This is a genomic window from Streptomyces sp. NPDC006711, from assembly GCF_042869775.1.
In the GTDB taxonomy this organism is placed as follows: Bacteria; Actinomycetota; Actinomycetes; order Streptomycetales; family Streptomycetaceae; genus Streptomyces.
Genome location: NZ_JBIAGO010000014.1, coordinates 1 through 17,356 on the forward strand (window position 1 = coordinate 1; position 17,356 = coordinate 17,356).

Below are 17,356 nucleotides of genomic sequence, written 5' to 3' on the forward strand. Positions count from 1 at the left end.
GTGCATCGCAAGGCGCCGGAGCGTCTCGATAGCGGAGCTATCGGGGCGATTCGGCAACGCCGCGAGGTGCCGTGCCAGACGCCGCGCCCCCGGCCGTGGTCCACCAGACACCCCCTAGGCCGCCTCCCGGGCCGCGCCGGGTCGGGAGACCGACTGATCGCATGAGCAGGAGGAGGCCGAGCTGGCCCCCACCGCACTTCAGCGCAGCTGCTCGGCCAGTCCGACGATGATGCCTGCAGGCCCGCGAAGGTAGCAGAGCAGGTAGCTGTCCTCGAACTGGGCGATCCGGCCCACGAGTTGGGCGCCGTGGGGGCGCAGGCGGGCAACGGTGTCCTCGATGTCGTCGACCGCGAACATGACGCGGTGCGTGCCCAGGGTGTTGTGCGGCCGGTCGCGAGGCCCGGAGGTGATCACCGTTGGGGTCCGATACTTCGCCAGCTCGATCCGGCTGTGACCGTCCGGCGTCCGGACCATCGCGATGTCACAGTGGACGCCCTCCAGGCCGGTGCACTGGTCGGCGAAGGGCCCCTGGACCTCGGCCCTGCCCTCCAGTTCCATACCGAGTTCCACGAAGAACGCGATCGCCGCCTCCATGTCGTCGACGACGATGCCGACGTTGTCCATCCGCTGAATCGCCATGCCGATATCCCCTGTCTCTCCTGTTCGCCCGCGACCTTGGACCACCGAACACCGCAAGCCGTCCGTCACCGTACGCGTCTGACGATGTCACGCGGTTGAAGTACACCGGTCGGCGGCAATTCACGGCAACGTACGCGCCGCTCAGCTCGCGGGGGCGAGCAGGACGCTGTGGCGCAGCGGTACCGGGATCAGTCGCCCTCGGTCGGCCTGCCCCGCGCCCCGAGGAAGTCCGCTATCGCGGCGGCGACGGCTTCGGGCTGTTCGTCGGGGATGAAGTGTCCGGCGTCGGGAATGACGACACTGGTGACGTTGTCGGCCCAGGGGCTGATGGAGCCACCCATGTCCGGTATCGAGCCGTGACTGCTGGAGATCGCGAGAATGGGCACGGTCAGGTGCCGCTCGTTCAGCGCGTCGCGGTTCTTGCGCGCTGATTCCGCGGCGTCGCGGTAGTACGCCAGGGATGAGCGCAGGCCGCCGTCGGCGGCGATGGACGCCGCGTAGTGGTCGAGCTCGGCGTCGTCGAACGCGCCGGGAGACAAGGCCTTCATCTTCAAGAACCAGCCGACGTACTCGCGTTCGCGGCCGGCGAGCAGGGCTTCGGGCAGGTCGGGCACGATGTGGAACGCGAAATGCCAGGTCTTCCACGCTCGGTCCGGGTCGGTGGGAATCGACTCCGGAAGCGTGATGCCCGGAATGCCGGCGTCGAGCAGAGCGACCTTGTGCAGGTGGCTCTCGAAGGTGAGGGCGAGGGAGAAGGCGACCCAGGCGCCGATGTCGTGGGCGACCAGGGAGTAAACGGACACTCGAAGGGCCCGCACGGCGGAGTGGACCAGCGCCGCGACCGTGTGTGTGTCGTACCCGCGCTCCGGACGTTCGGAGTGGCCCTGACCCGGCAGGTCGACCGCTATGACGTGGAACCGATGGGCGAGGCCGGGCATCACCTTGCGCCAGGCCCACCAGGTTTGCGGGAATCCGGCGAGCAGTACGACGGTCGGGCCGTCCGCTTTTCCGCCTTCGACGGCATGAACGCGGACGCCGTCCGTTTCGACCCAGCGGTGCGTGAACCCGGCGAGATGCCGCAGGGGCAAGTCGGGTATGGGGTTGCTTTCGCCGATGTGCGTGGTGCTGTTCGCCTGGCCGGTCACGGGGGCTCCTCGGTGGCAGGTGTGCGGACGGGGCGGTACGGCTGACGATGCCGACCGGGGCGGCGCGCGGTTGCGTTTCTCGCATGGCCGGGAAGTGCGGGGCAGGTCTGGCCATGACCACGCCTGAAGGCTAGCGCATCTTGAACCGACCAGTTCAAGATAGGATGGCGTGCAACGCGATATACAACGCAGCGCGCATCGCGACGCGCGACGTGACGCACATCGCGACGTGAATCGCCGACGCATCGACAGGGAGGCACCCACCGCGTGGCAGGCAAGAAGCAGTTCGACATGGGCACGGTGCTCGACGCCGCGATGGCCCAGTTCTGGCGCGAGGGTTACGCGGACACCTCATTGGACGACCTGTCTCGGGCAACGGGCCTGAACCGCAGTTCCCTCTACTCGTCCTTCGGCGACAAGGACACGCTTTTCCTGCGTTGTCTGGATCTCTACGTCACGCGCTATGGCGAGAGGTACGACGCCGCGCTCTCGCGTGCGGCTCGGGATCCTGTTGCTGCCGTGCGTGCGTTCTTCGACGTCACCCTCGAGCGCATCGCCGATCCCGAACTGCCTGACGGATGCCTGGTCGCCCAGTCGGCCATGGCGATTCCAGTGCTGAGTCCGAGTGTCGCGGCACACACGAAGAAGGCGCTCGGCCTCCAGCGCCTGCGCCTGCGCGCCGCGTTGTTGGCCGGCCGGCTGCCCGACCGGGACGCCGAGGCCTTTGCCGTACACGTGGCGGCCGTGAACCAGTCCCTCGCCGTCATGAGCAGAGCCGGCGCGACCCCGGCACAGCTCCGAGCCGTCGTGGGCGTGACCCTGGACGCGCTGACACAGGCGCCGCGCGTGTAGCGATCCGGGACGACCCGTCGGAGCGGAGGGCGGCAGGACGTGGCCGGGCCGCACCACTGTGAGTCCGGCGGAATGGTCTGCCGCGACCACATCCAGGGCGGAACGTCGCGCCCGCAGACGAGTTTCCCGGGGGCCGTCGCGGACCGCACGGCCTGCGCGCCACCGGAATGGTAGGCGTTGGCGATGACTGTGACTGGTGACTGGCAGGCGGACCGGATCGGGGCCGCGCTGCGGGGCGAGAATCCGACCGTTCTACGGCGACTGGCGTCGGGATTCGCGGTGATCGGAGACGTTCAATTCCTGCCTGGCTACTCCGTACTGCTCGTGGACGAGCCGGCGGTGCAACGGCTGTCGGACCTGCCCAGGGCGAAGCGGCTGTCGTTCCTGTCCGACATGGATCGGCTTGGTGAAGCGGTCGAGCGAGTCTGTCGGCGGCTGGACCCGGATTCCCGCAGGGTCAATCTGGAGATCTTGGGGAACACGGACCCGTTCTTGCACGCGCACGTCTGGCCGAGATACTAGTGGGAGCCTGCCCATGCGGTAGGAAAGCCCGTCTGGCTCTATCCGCGCGAACGGTGGACCGACGAGCAGTTCGGACTCGGCCCGCAGCACGACGCGTTGCGGGATGCGATCGGCAGTGAACTCGACCAACTAGGTGTGCTGCCATGAGAGTTGAGCGTGAGAGCCGTCCCGCCGTCAGCGCGCGGTTCCGGAGGTCGGCGACGTTCAGTCGAATGGCCGGTCGGTCGGCCGGTTGGCGTCCCGGGCGGTGTGCGGGGGCCGAGCGTGGGCAAGCGTGGCCAGCTGGTCTCAATGCGGGCAGTTGGTCGCGGTACGACCAGTTGGGGGCCGGCGTCGGCACCGCTGGCGGGGCGGTGGCGCCCCCGCGTCGCCCGATGCGGGGCCCCGGCTCACGGGACTGATTCCGGCCTGGGGCCGCACCGGCGCGGCGGGCCGATGATTTTGGCGGTTGCCTGAAGTCTTCCCTGTGACAAGCGCCCCGGCGGTGGAGCAGGAAGCGCCGGCCCCCGGCGGCACGGACGAGAGGGAGGCCAGGATGCACCACCCCATTCGGCTCTACATGTCGATGTCGCTCGACGGTTTCATCGCCGGCCCGGACGACAGGGCAGGGCAGGAGCTCGGACGCAAGGGCGGGCGGCTCTTCAACTGGCTCGACGACCGGGAGTCCGACGGCCCGAGTGGCCAGATCTACCGCGAAGCGCTCGCGACCGGCGCGTTGATCTCCGGCCGTCGCACCTTCGAACTCGCCGGGCGCTGGCAGGGCAACCACCACGACGGAGTGCCGATCTTCGTACTCACCCATCAGGTGGATGAAGGGGACGTGCCACCCGGCCACGCCCGCTTCGTCACGGACGTCGAGGAGTGCGCCCGGCAGGCCCGCGCGGCCGCGAAGGACCGGCCGGCCATGGTGCACGGAGCGGGGGCGGCTCAAGCGCTGCTCCGCGCCGGGCAGCTGGACGAGATGGAGATCCACCTGATTCCGGTCCTCCTCGGCGAGGGACGTCGGCTCTTCGACCACCTGGGCAGCGATCACATCGAACTCGAACTCGTCCGTCGGCTCGAGGACCGGGATGTCACCCATCTCCGCTACCGGGTGCGCCGGCCCCAGGAGTCCACGGGAGGGTGAGAACGTTCCGCGTCGCGCACCTCACCGCGCCTTTGAGTCCGGGTCCCGCTCGGGCCCCGTGCCTCCCGTCCCGGCCCCTGGAAGGGCGGCGCCCAGGTCTCGTCCGGACGCCCGTACCCCTCGTACGAGATCGAAGGGCAATGGTGCGTGTCCCTCCCAGATCCGGCGGGAGACCTGCTCGGGGTAGGGCGCGGTTTCCGGCTCGGCGTCCACGAGGCGCGTGAGCCGGCGGCCCGGCTCGTAGGCGGCCCAGCCCGGGTCGCCGGTGTGGGCGAACGCCGCCCAGGCCTGCCGGAGTTGCCGTGACACCGCCACCGCCTCGGGGATGGCCGGGTCACCGCACAGCTGTCTGCCGGTGGGACTGTCCAGGGCGCCGAAGGCCAGCGGGACGTCGAGACTGTGGCAAGCACCCAGGATGCCTCCCTGGGCGGGGGAGCCGAACCGGAGCTCGAACAGGAACGAGGTGCCGCCGGCTGCGGCATTCGCCTCGGCCAGCAGCACGGAAGGCATGCGGAAGAGCGCATCGCCGTACACCCACTCGAACAGCGCTTCCGAGGAGGCCTGCGGTTGGGCGGCGCGGTAGGCGTCCGCGCCACCCGGGTCCGGGGCGAACAGATCCAGTGCCGTACGGGCGTCCTCGTCGGTGATCGTGCCCGACCGCCCGGTCATGACGGTGAACAGCCGGAATTCGTCCCGGGTGTGCCCGACGAGGAGTTCGGTGCCGCCCGCCCGGCCGCCGTTCAGCGCGGACCAGGGCGTCTCGCGGAGTAGGTCGCCGTCGATGACGGGGCACATCGCGACGCCGGTCCGGGAGAGGCGTCCCCACCGCTCGCGATGGCCGGAAAGCTCGGCGCCGAGTGAGGTGAGCGCTGAGGCCAGACTCCAGGGGTCGACGTCCGCGAGCGCCGCAGCGGTGGGTACGGTGCCGAGCCGGCCGGCGAGCGCGGTCGAGACCTCCTCGGCCAGCTCACGCGAGCAGTGCCACCCCGGTACGGAGTGGGTGATCGCCCGCCGGAACAGTCCTCGCGTCTCCTCCATCGTCAGCAGGGCCGCGATCGATCCCGCACCCGCCGACTGCCCGGCCACGGTGACCCGATCGGGATCTCCCCCGAACGCAGCTATGTTGCGCCGCACCCACCGCAGCGCGGCGATCTGGTCGAGGAAGCCCCGGTTGGCGGGGGCGCCCTCCAGGAGTGCGAAACCCTCGGCTCCCACGCGGTAGTTGAGGCTCACCACGACGAGTCCCGCTTCGGTGAGGGCGGTCGGGTCGTACATCGGGTCGTCGGAGCTCCCCGCGATGTAGGCGCCGCCGTGGATCCACACCAGCACCGGCAGCCCCGCCGCGCCCGGATCCGGGGTGCGGACGTTGAGCGTCAGCCAGTCCGTGGCGCCCGCCGGGGCTGCGATGGCCGGGCCGAAGTCCGGCATGGACTGCGGTACCCGGGGCCCGAACTCCACGGCCTGGCGTGTTCCTTCCCAGCGCGGGGGAGGGGCAGGCGCGAGGAAGCGGAGCCTGCCCACTGGAGGCTGGGCGTAGGGAATCCCGCGGAACTCCGCCTGGCCGTGCTTCCACAGACCTGCGACGACGCCCTCGGTGGTACGCACACTCGGCTGTCCGGACATGGTGGCTGCTTCCTTCCGCCGCTCGGACCTCCAGGGTTGTCGGCCAGATGTATTATGTCAATCGTATGGGAAAAAAGAGGCCCCCCCCCGCAGGCCTCGCAGACACAGACGCGACGCGACAGTCCCCGCAGAGAAGGCGAAGATGCCCAAACAAGTGGACCATCGTGAACGCCGCGAGGAAATCGCCCGGGCGCTGTGGCGGGTGGTGGAGCAGCGCGGCGTCGCGCATCTGTCCGTACGGGAGGTCGCCCGCGAGGCCGGCATGTCCCACGGCCAGTTGCAGCACTATTTCGCCTCACGGGAGGCGATGCTCTCCTTCGCCATGGACTTCGCCTCCGAGCAGACTTCCCTACGTGTCGGGCGCGGCGTGCGGGAACTGGGCGAGCGGCCGCACCCGCGCGACGTACTCCGCGTGATGCTCACCGAGATGCTGCCCCTGCGTGCCGACGCCCGAGCGACCAGCCGCATGAGCGCCCTCTTCGTGCTGGAGGCCCTGCACAACGAGAACTTCCACGCCAGGGCGCGCGAGGGAATGGCCCAAGGGCGGCTGCTCGTCGAGGAGTTGATCCGCCAGGCGATCAATGACGGGCACATCGCGCCGGACCGCGATCCGGTGATCGAGACCCATCTCCTTCTCGCCCTCACGGGCTTTTCCACCCTGCTCGAACTGGGCGTGACCGAGCCCGACGAGGCGCGTGCCGCGATCGACCACCACCTCGATCGGCTGTTCCTCTGAGTCCCGTTCTCGCGGGGCGAGGTGATCACGACCATGTGGTGCGGTCCTCCACCGGCCGGCCTGGGAGCATACCCGCGCACGCCCACGCGGAGTCTCCTGATCCGAGTCCGTTGTCACTCGGCTAGGCTCATCCGTCAGCGCATACTCCGCCCCATGGCGGGACGACTGCTGGAAGGGGGCCAGGTGCGGGCCGCACGGGTAAGGGCGACACTGGACGAGGTCGAGCTGGGCGACCACGTCTGCTGGCGCATGGACCCAGCCGCGTCGCTCCTGACCGACGTACGGGCTTTCGTGGCGGACGGAGCCCTCTACGGCGACAAGATCGTCGTCGTCGGCGGTCACGGCGACACCTTCCACGTCTCGCGTGAGGGCGTGCCGTCCTCCTCGGTCGTGCTCGACCGCTCGGAGACCGCGGGCGCCGACTCCGTCCTGGCGGCGGTACGCCGTGAGGCGCGTACGGCGGAGCGCGAGGGCTTCCGGTCCGTACGCGTTCTCGCCGAGCGAAGACCCATTACGGCGCACGACGGCGTGGAGGAGCTGCTGGACCAGGAGCTGCGACTGGACCAGTTCGCGTCCGAAAGCGGGGCGATCGTGGTCTGCGCCCTGCGGCCCGCACAGTGGGACGGGACTACGCTGGAACATGTGACAGGCGTGCACCCGCACGAGGTGGGCACACGTGCTGTGCATCCGGCATTCCGGATGTTCAGCACGGGCGCCGACACTTGGAGTGTGGACGGAGTGATCGACGCGGAGGGCGCGCCGGCGTTCAGCGCGGCATTGCGCGCGGCGGTGCTGCGTGCGCCGATGCTGAGGCTCTGCTTTGACGCGCTCGAACTCATCGACGCGGCAGGGATGCGGGCCCTCGTGGACACGGTGCGCCGTATCCCGGACCACCGTGTCCTGGTGGAGGGCGCCAACGACACGGTGCGCCTGTGCTGGGAACTCGCCGGCTACGCGGGGGCCGACCTCAGGGTGGTGATGAGCGCATGAGCGTCTCTTCGTCCTCGACGGCGTCCGCCGGGCCCGAGCCGGGCTTCCGCCACGAGCTCTATCCCTACCGTGGTGACGAGCAGTTCCTGGCCGGCACTCTGGGCTTCATCCGGGAGGCTCTGGAGGCAGAGGAGGCGATCATCGTCGCCGTCCCGGAGGAGAAGGCTTCACTCCTGCGTGAAGAACTCCCGGATGAGTCCGCTGTCACGTTCGTCGACGCCTCCTCGGTCGGATCCAACCCTGGTCGGCTCATCGACGCCTGGACGGCCTGGATGAGCGAGCGCGGCGATGGGGGCCGGCCGGTACGCGGCATCGGCGAGATGGCATGGCGCCAGGCACGCAGTGCCGCACACCTCTCCGAGCTGCGCTATCACGAGTGGCTTCTCAACCGGGCCTTCGCGCGCAGCTCGGCGTGGTCGATGCTGTGCCCCTACGACGCGGCCGACGACGACCAGAACGCCCTGGAGTCCGTCTCGCGGTGCCACCCTGGCATCCACCAGGACGGGCGGTCCGTGCCGAACGAGGGGTTCCTGGGGCTCGACCGTTACGAGTTCGACGAGCTGGCCGCGGCGTGCGATCCCTTCCAGGAGCTGGTCTACAGGCGCGGTGACCTGTCGGCCGTGCGGTCGAAGGTGTCGCAGTGCGCGGCGGACGCGGGGGTGCCCGAGGACCGGCTGCCCCGACTGGCGGTGGCCGTCACCGAGATCGCCACGAACAGCGTGCGGCACGGTGGCGGGCAGGGAACCTTGCGGACGTGGAAGCAGGACGCGACGTTCCTGTGCGAGTTCCACGACGCGGGCTACATCCCCGACGTGCTGGCCGGCCGCACCCGCCCCCGCGCGGATCAGCCAGGAGGCCGCGGCCTCTTCCTCGCCCACCAGCTGTGCGACCTGATGGAGATCCGCTCCACCCGCGAACAGGGCACCACGATCCGCCTCCACACGGACATCCCGCAGTGAACGGGTTTGGCCGACACGGGAGTTGACGTCGAGGGCCCCCGCGCGAGGCGTGGGCTGTTCGTGTCGTGCCGGTGGCTCACTGAACGGCACCGAGTGCCCTTCCGGCCCTGACTGATCCGATGTGCTGCTTGAAACGGCCGCAGTACGAGCTGCCGCGCGCGCCGGCGACCAGGAGGCCGGCCCCGCTCGTACGCCGCTGCGCGCCGATTCACCCGAACGCCCGCCCGGGCGGCGTCGGCGCTCCTGGGGTGGTGGTGTGGAGTGCTCTCTCCTGGAGGAGGACCGTCATGTACGAAATGCACGTCGGCACGGCCATAGCCGGCACCCGCCGGGTGTGGCACGTCGTTGCCCACGGCCAGCGGGCCACCCTGTGCGGCCAGCCGCTCGACCCGGTCGAGGACACCCAGACCGACCACCACTGCCTGCCGTGCATGGCGGCCTTCCAGCGCCTCATGCAGACGGCCGAGCCCGCCTGACGGGCGACCTCATCAAGGACCACCGGGGGAGTGGCCAGCGTGCTCCGCGCACGGGTTCAACACGAGACGGCCCCCGTGGAATGGAGCAGGGGGCCGTCGAGTGCGGGGAGGTCGCTGCTTGCTCGTCGCAGTGGGCCGGAGGGGGACACCCCGCGTCCCGCCCCCAACCCGCGCTGCCCTGCTACCGGCTGAGCGACTTGAGCGCGGCCGGGTCGTACGGCCGCAGTTCGTCGAAGCGGTTGCCGAGGACCTTCGCGGCCCACTGCGGGTCCTGGAGGAGCGCCCGTCCGACGGCGACCATGTCGAACTCGTCGCGCTCCAGGCGGTCCAGGAGATTGTTGATGTCGCCGAGGTCCGAGCCCTCGCCGGCGAACGAGCGGAGGAAGTCGCCGCCGACCAGGCCGACGGAGCCCACGGTGATGGTCGGCCGGCCGGTGAGCTTCTTGGTCCAGCCCGCCAGGTTCAGGTCCGAGCCGTCGAACTCCGGGAGCCAGTAACGCCGGGTGGAGGCGTGGAACACGTCCACGCCCGCGTCCGCCAGCGGGGCCAGGATGGCTTCCAGCTCCTCCGGTGTTTGCGCGAGGCGGGCGTCGTAGGCCTCCTGCTTCCACTGCGAGTAACGGAAGATCACCGGGAAGCCGGGCGAGACGCGCTCGCGGACCGCCCTCACGATCTCGGCGGCGAACTTCGTACGGGCCACCGCGTCACCGCCGTAGGCGTCGGTGCGGCGGTTGGTGCGCTCCCACAGGAACTGGTCGAGCAAGTAGCCGTGCGCGCCGTGCAGTTCGACGCCGTCGAAGCCGATGCGCTCGGCAGCCGCCGCGGCGTCGGCGAACGCGCCGATGACGTCGTCGAGGTCGGCGCTGGTCATCGCCTTGCCGGTCCCCTCGGTACCGTCGACGCGAATGCCCGAGGGGCCGACGGCGGGCGCGTCGGCGAACGGCGCCTCGCCCTGCTTGCGGACCATGCCTATGTGCCACAGCTGGGGCACGATCGTGCCGCCGGCCTCGTGTACGGCCGCGGCGACCTCGGCCCACCCCGCCAGCTGGTCCTCACCGTGGAAGCGGGGCACCCGGTCGCTCTGCCCGGCGGAGTCGTGCCCCACGTAGGTGCCCTCAGTGACGATCAGACCCACACCCGCGGCGGCCCGGCTGGCGTAGTACGCCCGCACGTCCTCGCCCGGCACACCGCCGGGGGAGAACATCCGCGTCATGGGGGCCATCGCGATGCGGTTGGGGACGGTCAGGCCGTTCAGTGTGATGGGCCGGGCCAGGAGCTCGGCCGCGCGGGAGGCGGTGGGCGGGGTGATGCCGGTCATGCGGGTCCTCCGGGGGGTGCGGTGGCGCGTCGGGACGCGACGAGAAATGCATAGTACACATGCTGTGTATCATGCATATTGCGACGCTCGTCACGCCGGGTCGGGCGCCCCGCCGTTCCACTCGGAAGGGGGCTCACCGCGACGTTGGACGGGTCGGCGATAATGAGGCGACGGAAACGGGTGGGAGGCGTGGTGCTGGAGAAGCTGGAGCGAGAGCTGATGCTGCTCTCGCGCTGCCAGGTGCTCGCCCGGCGCGAGCGTGACCCCGACCGCCTCGAGCGGTCGGCGTACCTGCTGCTCAGCCGGATCGACACCGAAGGCCCCATGTCCATCGGGCAGTTGGCGGAAGCCTTCGGGCTCGACACCTCGACCGTGAACCGCCAGACGGCCGCGCTGCTGCGCTGCGGACTCGCCGAACGGGTGGCGGACCCGGACGGCGGCGTGGCCCGCAAGTTGCGCATCACCGGCGAGGGCGGGCGCCGGCTCGCCGAGGACCGTGAGGTCAACCGGTCCTGCCTGGCGCGGATCGTCGCGGACTGGTCCCCCGAGGAGATACGCGAGCTGGCGGACGTCCTGGTCCGGCTCAACCGCAGCGCCGAAGCCCTTGAAGGGCGGTACTGGCCGCGTACGGAGGAAGCCGGCATCCCCGAAGGCACCCCAGACGGCGTCCCCGACCGCACCCCCGATGGCGTCCACGACCGCACCCGCACCGACAGTCATACGGCGCCGCGCGAACCCGCGCCGTGAGCACGTAGAAGCCGCAACCGCCGTCGTGCGCGGAAGACGCCGAGGGCCTGACGCCTGACGCCTGACCTCAGCGTGCCGCTCGCGCCACGCGCGTCGGTGTCAGGCGGGTCGTACCGTACGAGGACCGACGCACTCGGCGCCGTGGGCCCGCACGCGTTCGCGCAACGCCCGGTCGGCGGTCACGACGGTGCAGGGCCGGCCGGCGCGGGCGGCGGCGAGCTCGACGATGAGGTCGTCCCCGCTGCCGGTCGCGGACTCGACCCGCACCCCGGGCACGGACTCGACACCCCGGGCGGCGCCCTCGACGACGAGGACCACCTCCTCGCCCGCGTCCCGCCCGGCCAGCCGGTCCCGCAGCCGCTCGGCGGCGCCCTTGCGGTCGCGCCACCACCCGTCGGGCACCGACCCGACCACGTTCGCGGCATCGACGATCAGCAGCGGACGCTCACTCATGTCGCCTCCCGGACGCCTCGGTCCCCATCGCGCGTCACGAGCGTCCCCATCGCGTGTGACGCGGGTCGCCGTTCTGAGCACGGGCCGTGATTCTGCCATGCCGCGTCGGCCGCGCGCCCCGCCGTAGCGCCACTGCCACCGCACCCGCCATCGCGACCCGACGGGCTCAGTCCTCGAAGACGGGACGCCGGCCCGCGCTGCGCCGTACGAAACCGCGCCGGCCGGCGAGCAGGGTGATGCCCGTCCATCCGACGACACCCATGATGAGTGAGCCGAGCCGGTTGTCCGGGTCCACGTCGGATGCCACCTCGATCGGTATGACGCCCTTCGGGTCATGTATGACGTCGACCCGGTCACCCACATGCCACTTCGGACGGTCCTCGCCGGAGTCCAGTGTCTCCTTGAGCCGGCCCGACTGTCCGACGAGGGTGAAGTGGTGGTCCGAGCCACCCTCGGTCGCGGCGCTGTCGGCCGTGACGCGGACCGTTTCCCGCACACCTCGGCTGTCGAGTGTGGCCTCGGGGGCGTACTGGACCGAACCCACCAGGACGAACAACGCGGGAACGGCGGAACAGAAGGCGAGCCACCACGCGCAGTGGAGGAAGCGCAGGAGGATCAGGAATACGAGGCACCCGATGAAACCGGTGACGATCGGGATGACGTCCATGCCCAACGCGAGGTAGGAAATCCCGGTGTTGACGGCCGCGACGATCCAGCCGACCCCCATCACGACCAGCGTGAACAGGACATAGGCACTCTTGTCCACGGTCTGGTCCTGCGACTTCTTCAGGTTCACTTCAGGCATTGGGGCAGCATAAACATCCAGTCCCCTGTGACTCGCGCGCGGGTTAGGTGCCCTCGGCACCAGGTGGGCCGCCGGGCGCACACCGACGGCCGACCCGGGCCGGCCGCCTCTCCCGTCACATCGGGAACGCGATGTCGCAGACCTCGTCGTCGGGCCCGGCGCTCGTCCAGTCGGTGAAGTACACCTCGCGCGGGGCCGACGACACGGGCAGGCCCCGCTCCTTGAGCCACTGGGCGACCGTCTCGAAGGCGGAAAGGATCTGCGGAAACGCGACCTGTGCCTTCGTGATGCGGACGTAGGCCTCGCGGTGCGCGGGCTCCTGGCGGGTCGGAGCGGTCAGCCGGCCGGCCGAGGCCGCGTCGACGGGGACGCAGACCTCCACCGGTCCGTCGCTGTCATGGTTGACCTCGCCGTGGTAGACCACGAACGGCGGACCGGCCGGGCCACCGACCGCTTCCGCGACGGCGCCCAGCCGGTCCATCGCCGCGCCGATCCAGCCCGGCAGCTCTTCCGGGGTGATGTGGCGCTGCTCGGACAGCACCAACTGGGCAGGAAGGTCACGGGTGTTGACGGTACCTGTCATGGCGAAGCCTCCTTCGTTGCCGGACACCAGATCCCGTACGTGTGCCGCGAGGTGCCGCTGGGCGGCGAACCGCGCCTCGGCTGCCTCCCAGTAGGCGCTCACGTACCCGGCGCGCTCGGCGGCAGGTGCCGCCAGCACACGGGCCACGTCGGCCAAGGGCATGTCCAGGCGACGCAGCCACACGATCAGGCGCGCGTCGGCCAGCCGCCCGGCCCGGTAGCGGCGATAACGGTTCGCCCCGTCGACCTCGTACGGAACCAGCAGGCCCAGCTGCTCGTACAGACGCAACGCCTTGGGCGACAGCCGGGAACGGCGCGCGAACTCGCCGCTGGACAGCAGCAGATCATCTGGCATACGGAAGGGTGTCCTGTTCCGGTTCAGTAGGAGCCGCGCCTCTCGTGCGGCTCCGGATCAATCGTCGGGGCTGCCCTTGGGGCGAGGTCAAGCTACAGCCGATGACGTGCGCGGTTTCGGTCGGGGACAGCTCGTCACGCGCCGCCGGGTGGGTGGGGCAGGACCACCCACCCGGCGGCGTACGCCCTTACGTTGGTCGGCATGCACACGAAACGGCTGAGCGAGTTCCTGCGGGCGCGGCGGGCACTGGTGCGTCCCGAGGACCACGGGATGCCCACAGGGGTTCGCCGTACTCCCGGTCTGCGACGCGAGGAGGTCGCGGTCCTCGCCGGGGTGAGCACCGACTACTACGTACGGTTGGAACAGGGACGTGAGCGCAACCCGTCGCCCCAGGTACTGCGCGCCCTGGCGAGCGCCCTGCTGCTGAAGGACGAGGAAGCGGCCTATCTGCGCGCGCTAGTCGATCCGCCGAGGTCCGGACGCCCCAGGCCCGCCCGCGAGTACGCCGGGCCGCAGCTCATCTCCCTGCTCGACACCTGGGCCGACACACCGGCTCTGGTCTATGGCCGCCACCTCGACCTGCTGGCCGTCAACGCGCTGGGCGAGGCGCTGTTCTCCTGGCTCGGCGACGAGTGCAGCCTGATCACGGGGATGTTCCTCAACCCCGCCGCCCGGGACTTCTACCGCGACTGGGACGTCGTGGCGCAGGGATGCGTGGCCGCGCTGCGGGCCGGCAATCCCGGTCCCGATGATCAGCGGTTGTGGGAACTGGTGGGCGAACTGTCAGTGCGCAGCCCCGACTTCGCGCGCATGTGGGCACGCCATGAGGTACGGGCCAAGACGGCCTCGGCCAAGCGCTTCCGCCATCCGGTGGTCGGCGAACTCACCCTGGGGTTCGAAACCTTCTCCGTCAACAGCGCACCCGGCCAGCACCTGGTCGTCTACCGAGCCGAACCAGGCAGCGCCGCCGAGCAGTCGCTGGCCCTGCTGGGTGGCTCCTCCCTCACCGGTCTCCAGGACACGCACGACGCGACACACGCGCAAGTCGCGACACACATACGAGGCGCGGCACGCACGCAAGTCGCCGCACAGGCACAAGACATGACACACGCGCTAGACACCCAAGATGAAAGGCCCAGCCCCCCATGAACTCCCGTGAATCCCTTGCATCCTCTGCATCCCCTGCATCTTCTGCGACCCCTGCACCCCCTGTGTGGTTCATCACCGGCTGCTCCTCCGGCCTGGGGCGAGCGCTCGCCCTGGCCGTGCTGGAACGCGGTTGGCGGGCGGTGGTCACCGCCCGGGACCCGGGCACGGTCGCCGACGTGGTCGCCGGACACGAGGAACGCGCCATCGCTCTGGCACTGGACGTCACCGACCCCGAGCAGATCACGAAGGCGGTACGCCAGGCCGAGGACGCCTTCGGGCGGATCGACGTACTGGTGAACAATGCCGGTTACGGCTACCTCGCCGCCGTCGAAGAGGGTGAGGACGACGAGGTCCGTGCGCTGTTCGACACCAATGTCTTCGGCTTGATCGCCACCACGAAGGCGGTCCTGCCGGGAATGCGCGCCCGCCGCGCCGGACACATCGTCAACATCTCCTCACTCGGGGGCCTGGTCGGCTTCGGCGCCACCGGTTACTACCACGCGACCAAGTTCGCCGTGGAAGGACTCTCGGAGTCACTTACCGCCGAGGTCGCCCCTCTGGGCGTCGACGTGATGATCGTCGAACCCGCGGCGTTCCGCACCAACTGGTCCGGGCCCTCCATGCGCCAGTCCGCCACCACCATCGACGATTACGCGACCATCGCCGGCGCGCGCCGGACCTCCACGTTGGCCACCTACGGCCACCAGCCGGGAGACCCGGCACGCGCCGCCCAGGCCGTCATCGACGCCGTCTCGGCCGAAAAGCCCCCGCCGCGCCTGCTGTTGGGCAAGGCCGCGTACGACATCGCCACCGCCAAGCTGGACTCGTTGAGGACCACATTCGAAGCCTGCCGGGAGGTGACGCTGAGCGCCGACTTCCCGCCGGAGCCGATCGTGAAGTGAGCAGCGGTCGCGGTGTGACGTGGGCGTGCGCGGCCCGGTTCGGCTGAGCGCAGCACGCCGTCGGATCACGCGTGCGACCGACCGCAAGCGGGACGCGCGCCCCGAGGGCGCTAGGGCAACTGTGGTGGGACCCAGGCGTGATGGCGAAGGATCATACGTGTCGCGGCGCGGGAGGGTGTCAGCCGCATCGCCGTGTTGCGCAGGGTGACGGCCAGGGGGTGGGAGAGTTGCTGGCCCATCCGCCCGGCCTGTCGCGCGGCTCGGGCGACCGCCTGGCTGCGTGGGCGGCGCTCGGCGTCGTAGCGGGCGAGCGCCGATTCGACGGTGGGCTCGGTGGCGAGCGCGGCGGCCAAGGTGACCGCGTCCTCCAGCGCCTGGCAGGCACCCTGTCCGAGGTTGGGGGTCATCGCATGTGCCGCGTCGCCGAGCAGCGCGATCCGGCCGACGGCGTACGAGGGGAGGGGAGTGCGGATTTCATTGACATCGTGGTGCAGCACGGCGGCGGTCCGGGTCGCGTCCAACAGTGCGGGGATCGGATCGTGCCAGTCACGGAACCTTCGACGCAGTTCGGCCAGCGGGTCGGTGAACCGCGTCCCGGCGGGCAGGTTGAGGACGGCGTGCCATTCGGCCCGCCCGTCACGGAAGGCGAGGTGCCCGAACTCGGCCCCCTGCCCCCAGGTCAGCTCGAAGTCGGTGCGCAGTTCGGCCGTCTGCTCGGTGACGGCGCGCAGCACCGTGGAGCCGCTGTAGACCGGGCCGGGGTGGGCCGGGAAGAGAAGGCCGCGCACCTTGCTTCCGACGCCGTCGGCCGCCACCACCAGATCGGCTTCCAGGATCGTGTCGCCGCAGCCGACGCGAACGGTCCCGGGGCCGGTCTGCCGGACCGAGTCGGCCTCGGAGCCGATCAGCAGTGTCTCGACGGGCAACGCCTCACGCAGCAGCCGGTGCAAGGTGGAGCGAGGGATACCCATGATCGGCGTCCCCACCGCCTTCTCCAGCACCGCGCCGTCCATCCGGGCCAGCCAACTCCCCGCCGGCGTACGGGTGCCGCCGCTGTACTGGCCTCGCGAGGCATCCCGTACCGCCTTGCCGACGCCGAGTTCGTCCAGTGCCCGCAGCCCGTTGGCGGCCAGTGAGATGCCGGCCCCCGCGTCCTGAAGCACGGCCGCACGCTCGACGATCCGCACCTCCCATCCGATGCGGCGCAGGCCGATCGCGGCGGCCAGCCCGCCGATGCCCCCTCCGACCACTACTGCCGTGCTGCCCATGCCGAAGCCCCCGTTCTTCTACATCCGTAGAAAGTGACCCTACCTGAGGCTCTACAGGTGTAGAAAGGAGCCATGGCTTCGGAACGGCGCACCCTCCTCGCGGACGCGGCTCTCGACGTACTCGCCGACGAAGGGATCCGCGGCCTGACCCACCGGGCGGTCGACCGCAAAGCGGCTCTGCCGCCCGGCACCACGTCGGCGTACTTTCGCACTCGGGCCGCGCTGCTCACCGGACTCGTCACCCGCCTTGTCCAACTCGACCAGGCAGAGCTGCGAACGACGGCCGAGGCTCTTCCGCCCATCCGCACCGCCGGGGAACTGGTGGACGGCATGGCGCTGCTCAGTCGGCAGCGACTCACCGGAGAGGGCCGCCGCCGCACGCTCGCCCGTTACGCCTGCGCTGTCGAGAGCGTCCGCGACCCCGAGCTGCGCGAGATCCTCGTCCCCCGCCAGAACGCCGGCCGCGAGGCCGTCCGGCAGTTCCTCGCCGGTCAGGGCGTGCCGGATGTCGAAGACCGTACGCACACCCTGCTGATGTGCGTCGACGGACTGGTCTTCGACCGGCTGGTGAGCGGCGGCGAAGTGCCGCGCGAGTCTCTTGAAGGCATCGTTGCCGCTGCCCTACGTTGAGGACCCGGTTGCCCGAGGTTCTGGCCCGAGCGGCGGGTGCCTTTTGGCGAACCGGCGCCCGGACGCGGTCACCTCAGAG

At 70.4% G+C, this 17,356-nt stretch carries 18 protein-coding genes and 1 pseudogene; 11 read left to right on the plus strand and 8 right to left on the minus strand.

Going from position 1 to position 17,356, the window contains the following annotated elements; all coding sequences use genetic code 11:
* Window positions 1-198: 198 nt before the first annotated feature.
* A complete protein-coding gene (locus tag ACFYM2_RS24715) occupies window positions 199-639 on the minus strand; it encodes a VOC family protein (RefSeq protein ID WP_359005330.1) in 441 nt (146 codons plus the stop codon).
* 188 nt (window positions 640-827) lie between these two features.
* Window positions 828-1,784: an alpha/beta fold hydrolase gene (locus tag ACFYM2_RS24720; protein ID WP_388839105.1), complete on the minus strand. Its 957-nt coding sequence runs from the start codon at window positions 1,782-1,784 to the stop codon at window positions 828-830.
* 267 nt (window positions 1,785-2,051) lie between these two features.
* On the opposite strand from ACFYM2_RS24720, the gene ACFYM2_RS24725 reads away from it, so the two are divergent.
* From ACFYM2_RS24725 to ACFYM2_RS24735, 3 genes and pseudogenes are all read left to right on the plus strand, one after another.
* The gene (locus ACFYM2_RS24725; RefSeq protein ID WP_388839108.1) at window positions 2,052-2,636 is read left to right on the plus strand and encodes a TetR/AcrR family transcriptional regulator; all 585 of its coding nucleotides are present in this window, start codon (window positions 2,052-2,054) and stop codon (window positions 2,634-2,636) included.
* Window positions 2,637-2,825: 189 nt separating this feature from the next.
* Window positions 2,826-3,305 (plus strand): annotated as a pseudogene (locus tag ACFYM2_RS24730) (HIT family protein).
* A 388-nt stretch (window positions 3,306-3,693) separates the two neighbouring features.
* Window positions 3,694-4,284, plus strand: coding sequence for a dihydrofolate reductase family protein (locus ACFYM2_RS24735; RefSeq protein ID WP_388839111.1), 591 nt, complete (start codon window positions 3,694-3,696; stop codon window positions 4,282-4,284).
* 21 nt (window positions 4,285-4,305) lie between these two features.
* Here ACFYM2_RS24735 and ACFYM2_RS24740 read toward each other — a convergent pair whose 3' ends face one another.
* Window positions 4,306-5,907, minus strand: a complete 1,602-nt coding sequence (locus ACFYM2_RS24740; RefSeq protein WP_388839114.1) for a carboxylesterase/lipase family protein — start codon at window positions 5,905-5,907, stop codon at window positions 4,306-4,308.
* Window positions 5,908-6,049: 142 nt separating this feature from the next.
* Between ACFYM2_RS24740 and ACFYM2_RS24745 the strand changes: the two genes are divergently transcribed.
* The 4 genes from ACFYM2_RS24745 (at window position 6,050) to ACFYM2_RS24760 (ending at window position 9,068) form a co-directional block, all read left to right on the plus strand.
* Window positions 6,050-6,643: a TetR/AcrR family transcriptional regulator gene (locus ACFYM2_RS24745; RefSeq protein WP_388459916.1), complete on the plus strand. Its 594-nt coding sequence runs from the start codon at window positions 6,050-6,052 to the stop codon at window positions 6,641-6,643.
* Window positions 6,644-6,796: 153 nt separating this feature from the next.
* On the plus strand, window positions 6,797-7,633 hold the full coding sequence (locus ACFYM2_RS24750) for an MEDS domain-containing protein (RefSeq protein WP_388839117.1): 837 nt from the start codon (window positions 6,797-6,799) through the stop codon (window positions 7,631-7,633).
* A complete protein-coding gene (locus ACFYM2_RS24755) occupies window positions 7,630-8,592 on the plus strand; it encodes an anti-sigma factor RsbA family regulatory protein (RefSeq protein ID WP_388839120.1) in 963 nt (320 codons plus the stop codon). The genes ACFYM2_RS24750 and ACFYM2_RS24755 overlap by 4 nt, the downstream gene beginning before the upstream one ends.
* A gap of 287 nt (window positions 8,593-8,879) precedes the next feature.
* Window positions 8,880-9,068 carry a hypothetical protein gene (locus ACFYM2_RS24760; RefSeq protein WP_350228385.1) on the plus strand — a complete coding sequence of 63 codons (189 nt, stop codon included), beginning with the start codon at window positions 8,880-8,882 and terminating at the stop codon, window positions 9,066-9,068.
* A gap of 181 nt (window positions 9,069-9,249) precedes the next feature.
* Here ACFYM2_RS24760 and ACFYM2_RS24765 read toward each other — a convergent pair whose 3' ends face one another.
* A complete protein-coding gene (locus ACFYM2_RS24765) occupies window positions 9,250-10,386 on the minus strand; it encodes an NADH:flavin oxidoreductase (protein WP_359005304.1) in 1,137 nt (378 codons plus the stop codon).
* 162 nt (window positions 10,387-10,548) lie between these two features.
* Between ACFYM2_RS24765 and ACFYM2_RS24770 the strand changes: the two genes are divergently transcribed.
* Window positions 10,549-11,133 carry a MarR family winged helix-turn-helix transcriptional regulator gene (locus ACFYM2_RS24770; protein ID WP_388839124.1) on the plus strand — a complete coding sequence of 195 codons (585 nt, stop codon included), beginning with the start codon at window positions 10,549-10,551 and terminating at the stop codon, window positions 11,131-11,133.
* 99 nt (window positions 11,134-11,232) lie between these two features.
* Here the strand turns inward: ACFYM2_RS24770 and ACFYM2_RS24775 are convergent, their stop codons facing one another.
* The 3 genes from ACFYM2_RS24775 to ACFYM2_RS24785 all read right to left on the minus strand — a co-directional run bounded on the left by ACFYM2_RS24775 (window position 11,233) and on the right by ACFYM2_RS24785 (window position 13,328).
* Window positions 11,233-11,586 carry an NTP pyrophosphohydrolase gene (locus ACFYM2_RS24775; RefSeq protein WP_359005298.1) on the minus strand — a complete coding sequence of 118 codons (354 nt, stop codon included), beginning with the start codon at window positions 11,584-11,586 and terminating at the stop codon, window positions 11,233-11,235.
* 166 nt (window positions 11,587-11,752) lie between these two features.
* Window positions 11,753-12,391: a hypothetical protein gene (locus ACFYM2_RS24780; protein WP_359005296.1), complete on the minus strand. Its 639-nt coding sequence runs from the start codon at window positions 12,389-12,391 to the stop codon at window positions 11,753-11,755.
* A 115-nt stretch (window positions 12,392-12,506) separates the two neighbouring features.
* The gene (locus ACFYM2_RS24785; protein ID WP_388839127.1) at window positions 12,507-13,328 is read right to left on the minus strand and encodes a MerR family transcriptional regulator; all 822 of its coding nucleotides are present in this window, start codon (window positions 13,326-13,328) and stop codon (window positions 12,507-12,509) included.
* 201 nt (window positions 13,329-13,529) lie between these two features.
* Here ACFYM2_RS24785 and ACFYM2_RS24790 point away from each other — a divergent pair, with 201 nt between their 5' ends.
* Entirely contained in the window at window positions 13,530-14,477 is a 948-nt protein-coding gene (locus tag ACFYM2_RS24790) for a helix-turn-helix domain-containing protein (RefSeq protein ID WP_388839130.1), read from the plus strand.
* 62 nt (window positions 14,478-14,539) lie between these two features.
* Entirely contained in the window at window positions 14,540-15,379 is an 840-nt protein-coding gene (locus tag ACFYM2_RS24795) for an oxidoreductase (RefSeq protein ID WP_388839133.1), read from the plus strand.
* A 110-nt stretch (window positions 15,380-15,489) separates the two neighbouring features.
* Here the strand turns inward: ACFYM2_RS24795 and ACFYM2_RS24800 are convergent, their stop codons facing one another.
* Window positions 15,490-16,647: an FAD-dependent monooxygenase gene (locus ACFYM2_RS24800; RefSeq protein WP_388839136.1), complete on the minus strand. Its 1,158-nt coding sequence runs from the start codon at window positions 16,645-16,647 to the stop codon at window positions 15,490-15,492.
* 72 nt (window positions 16,648-16,719) lie between these two features.
* Between ACFYM2_RS24800 and ACFYM2_RS24805 the strand changes: the two genes are divergently transcribed.
* Window positions 16,720-17,277, plus strand: coding sequence for a TetR/AcrR family transcriptional regulator (locus ACFYM2_RS24805; RefSeq protein ID WP_388839139.1), 558 nt, complete (start codon window positions 16,720-16,722; stop codon window positions 17,275-17,277).
* Window positions 17,278-17,356 lie beyond the last annotated feature (79 nt).

Excerpts from the sequence above, each read along its gene's own strand:
- ACFYM2_RS24715 (WP_359005330.1), bottom strand. The coding sequence starts at position 639 with ATGGCGATTCAGCGGATGGACAACGTCGGCATCGTCGTCGACGACATG.
- ACFYM2_RS24735 (WP_388839111.1), top strand. The coding sequence starts at position 3,694 with ATGCACCACCCCATTCGGCTCTACATGTCGATGTCGCTCGACGGTTTC.
- ACFYM2_RS24740 (WP_388839114.1), bottom strand. The coding sequence starts at position 5,907 with ATGTCCGGACAGCCGAGTGTGCGTACCACCGAGGGCGTCGTCGCAGGT.
- ACFYM2_RS24745 (WP_388459916.1), top strand. The coding sequence starts at position 6,050 with ATGCCCAAACAAGTGGACCATCGTGAACGCCGCGAGGAAATCGCCCGG.
- ACFYM2_RS24750 (WP_388839117.1), top strand. The coding sequence starts at position 6,797 with ATGGCGGGACGACTGCTGGAAGGGGGCCAGGTGCGGGCCGCACGGGTA.
- ACFYM2_RS24755 (WP_388839120.1), top strand. The coding sequence starts at position 7,630 with ATGAGCGTCTCTTCGTCCTCGACGGCGTCCGCCGGGCCCGAGCCGGGC.
- ACFYM2_RS24760 (WP_350228385.1), top strand. The coding sequence starts at position 8,880 with ATGTACGAAATGCACGTCGGCACGGCCATAGCCGGCACCCGCCGGGTG.
- ACFYM2_RS24765 (WP_359005304.1), bottom strand. The coding sequence starts at position 10,386 with ATGACCGGCATCACCCCGCCCACCGCCTCCCGCGCGGCCGAGCTCCTG.
- ACFYM2_RS24770 (WP_388839124.1), top strand. The coding sequence starts at position 10,549 with ATGAGGCGACGGAAACGGGTGGGAGGCGTGGTGCTGGAGAAGCTGGAG.
- ACFYM2_RS24775 (WP_359005298.1), bottom strand. The coding sequence starts at position 11,586 with ATGAGTGAGCGTCCGCTGCTGATCGTCGATGCCGCGAACGTGGTCGGG.
- ACFYM2_RS24780 (WP_359005296.1), bottom strand. The coding sequence starts at position 12,391 with ATGCCTGAAGTGAACCTGAAGAAGTCGCAGGACCAGACCGTGGACAAG.
- ACFYM2_RS24785 (WP_388839127.1), bottom strand. The coding sequence starts at position 13,328 with ATGCCAGATGATCTGCTGCTGTCCAGCGGCGAGTTCGCGCGCCGTTCC.
- ACFYM2_RS24790 (WP_388839130.1), top strand. The coding sequence starts at position 13,530 with ATGCACACGAAACGGCTGAGCGAGTTCCTGCGGGCGCGGCGGGCACTG.
- ACFYM2_RS24800 (WP_388839136.1), bottom strand. The coding sequence starts at position 16,647 with ATGGGCAGCACGGCAGTAGTGGTCGGAGGGGGCATCGGCGGGCTGGCC.
- ACFYM2_RS24805 (WP_388839139.1), top strand. The coding sequence starts at position 16,720 with ATGGCTTCGGAACGGCGCACCCTCCTCGCGGACGCGGCTCTCGACGTA.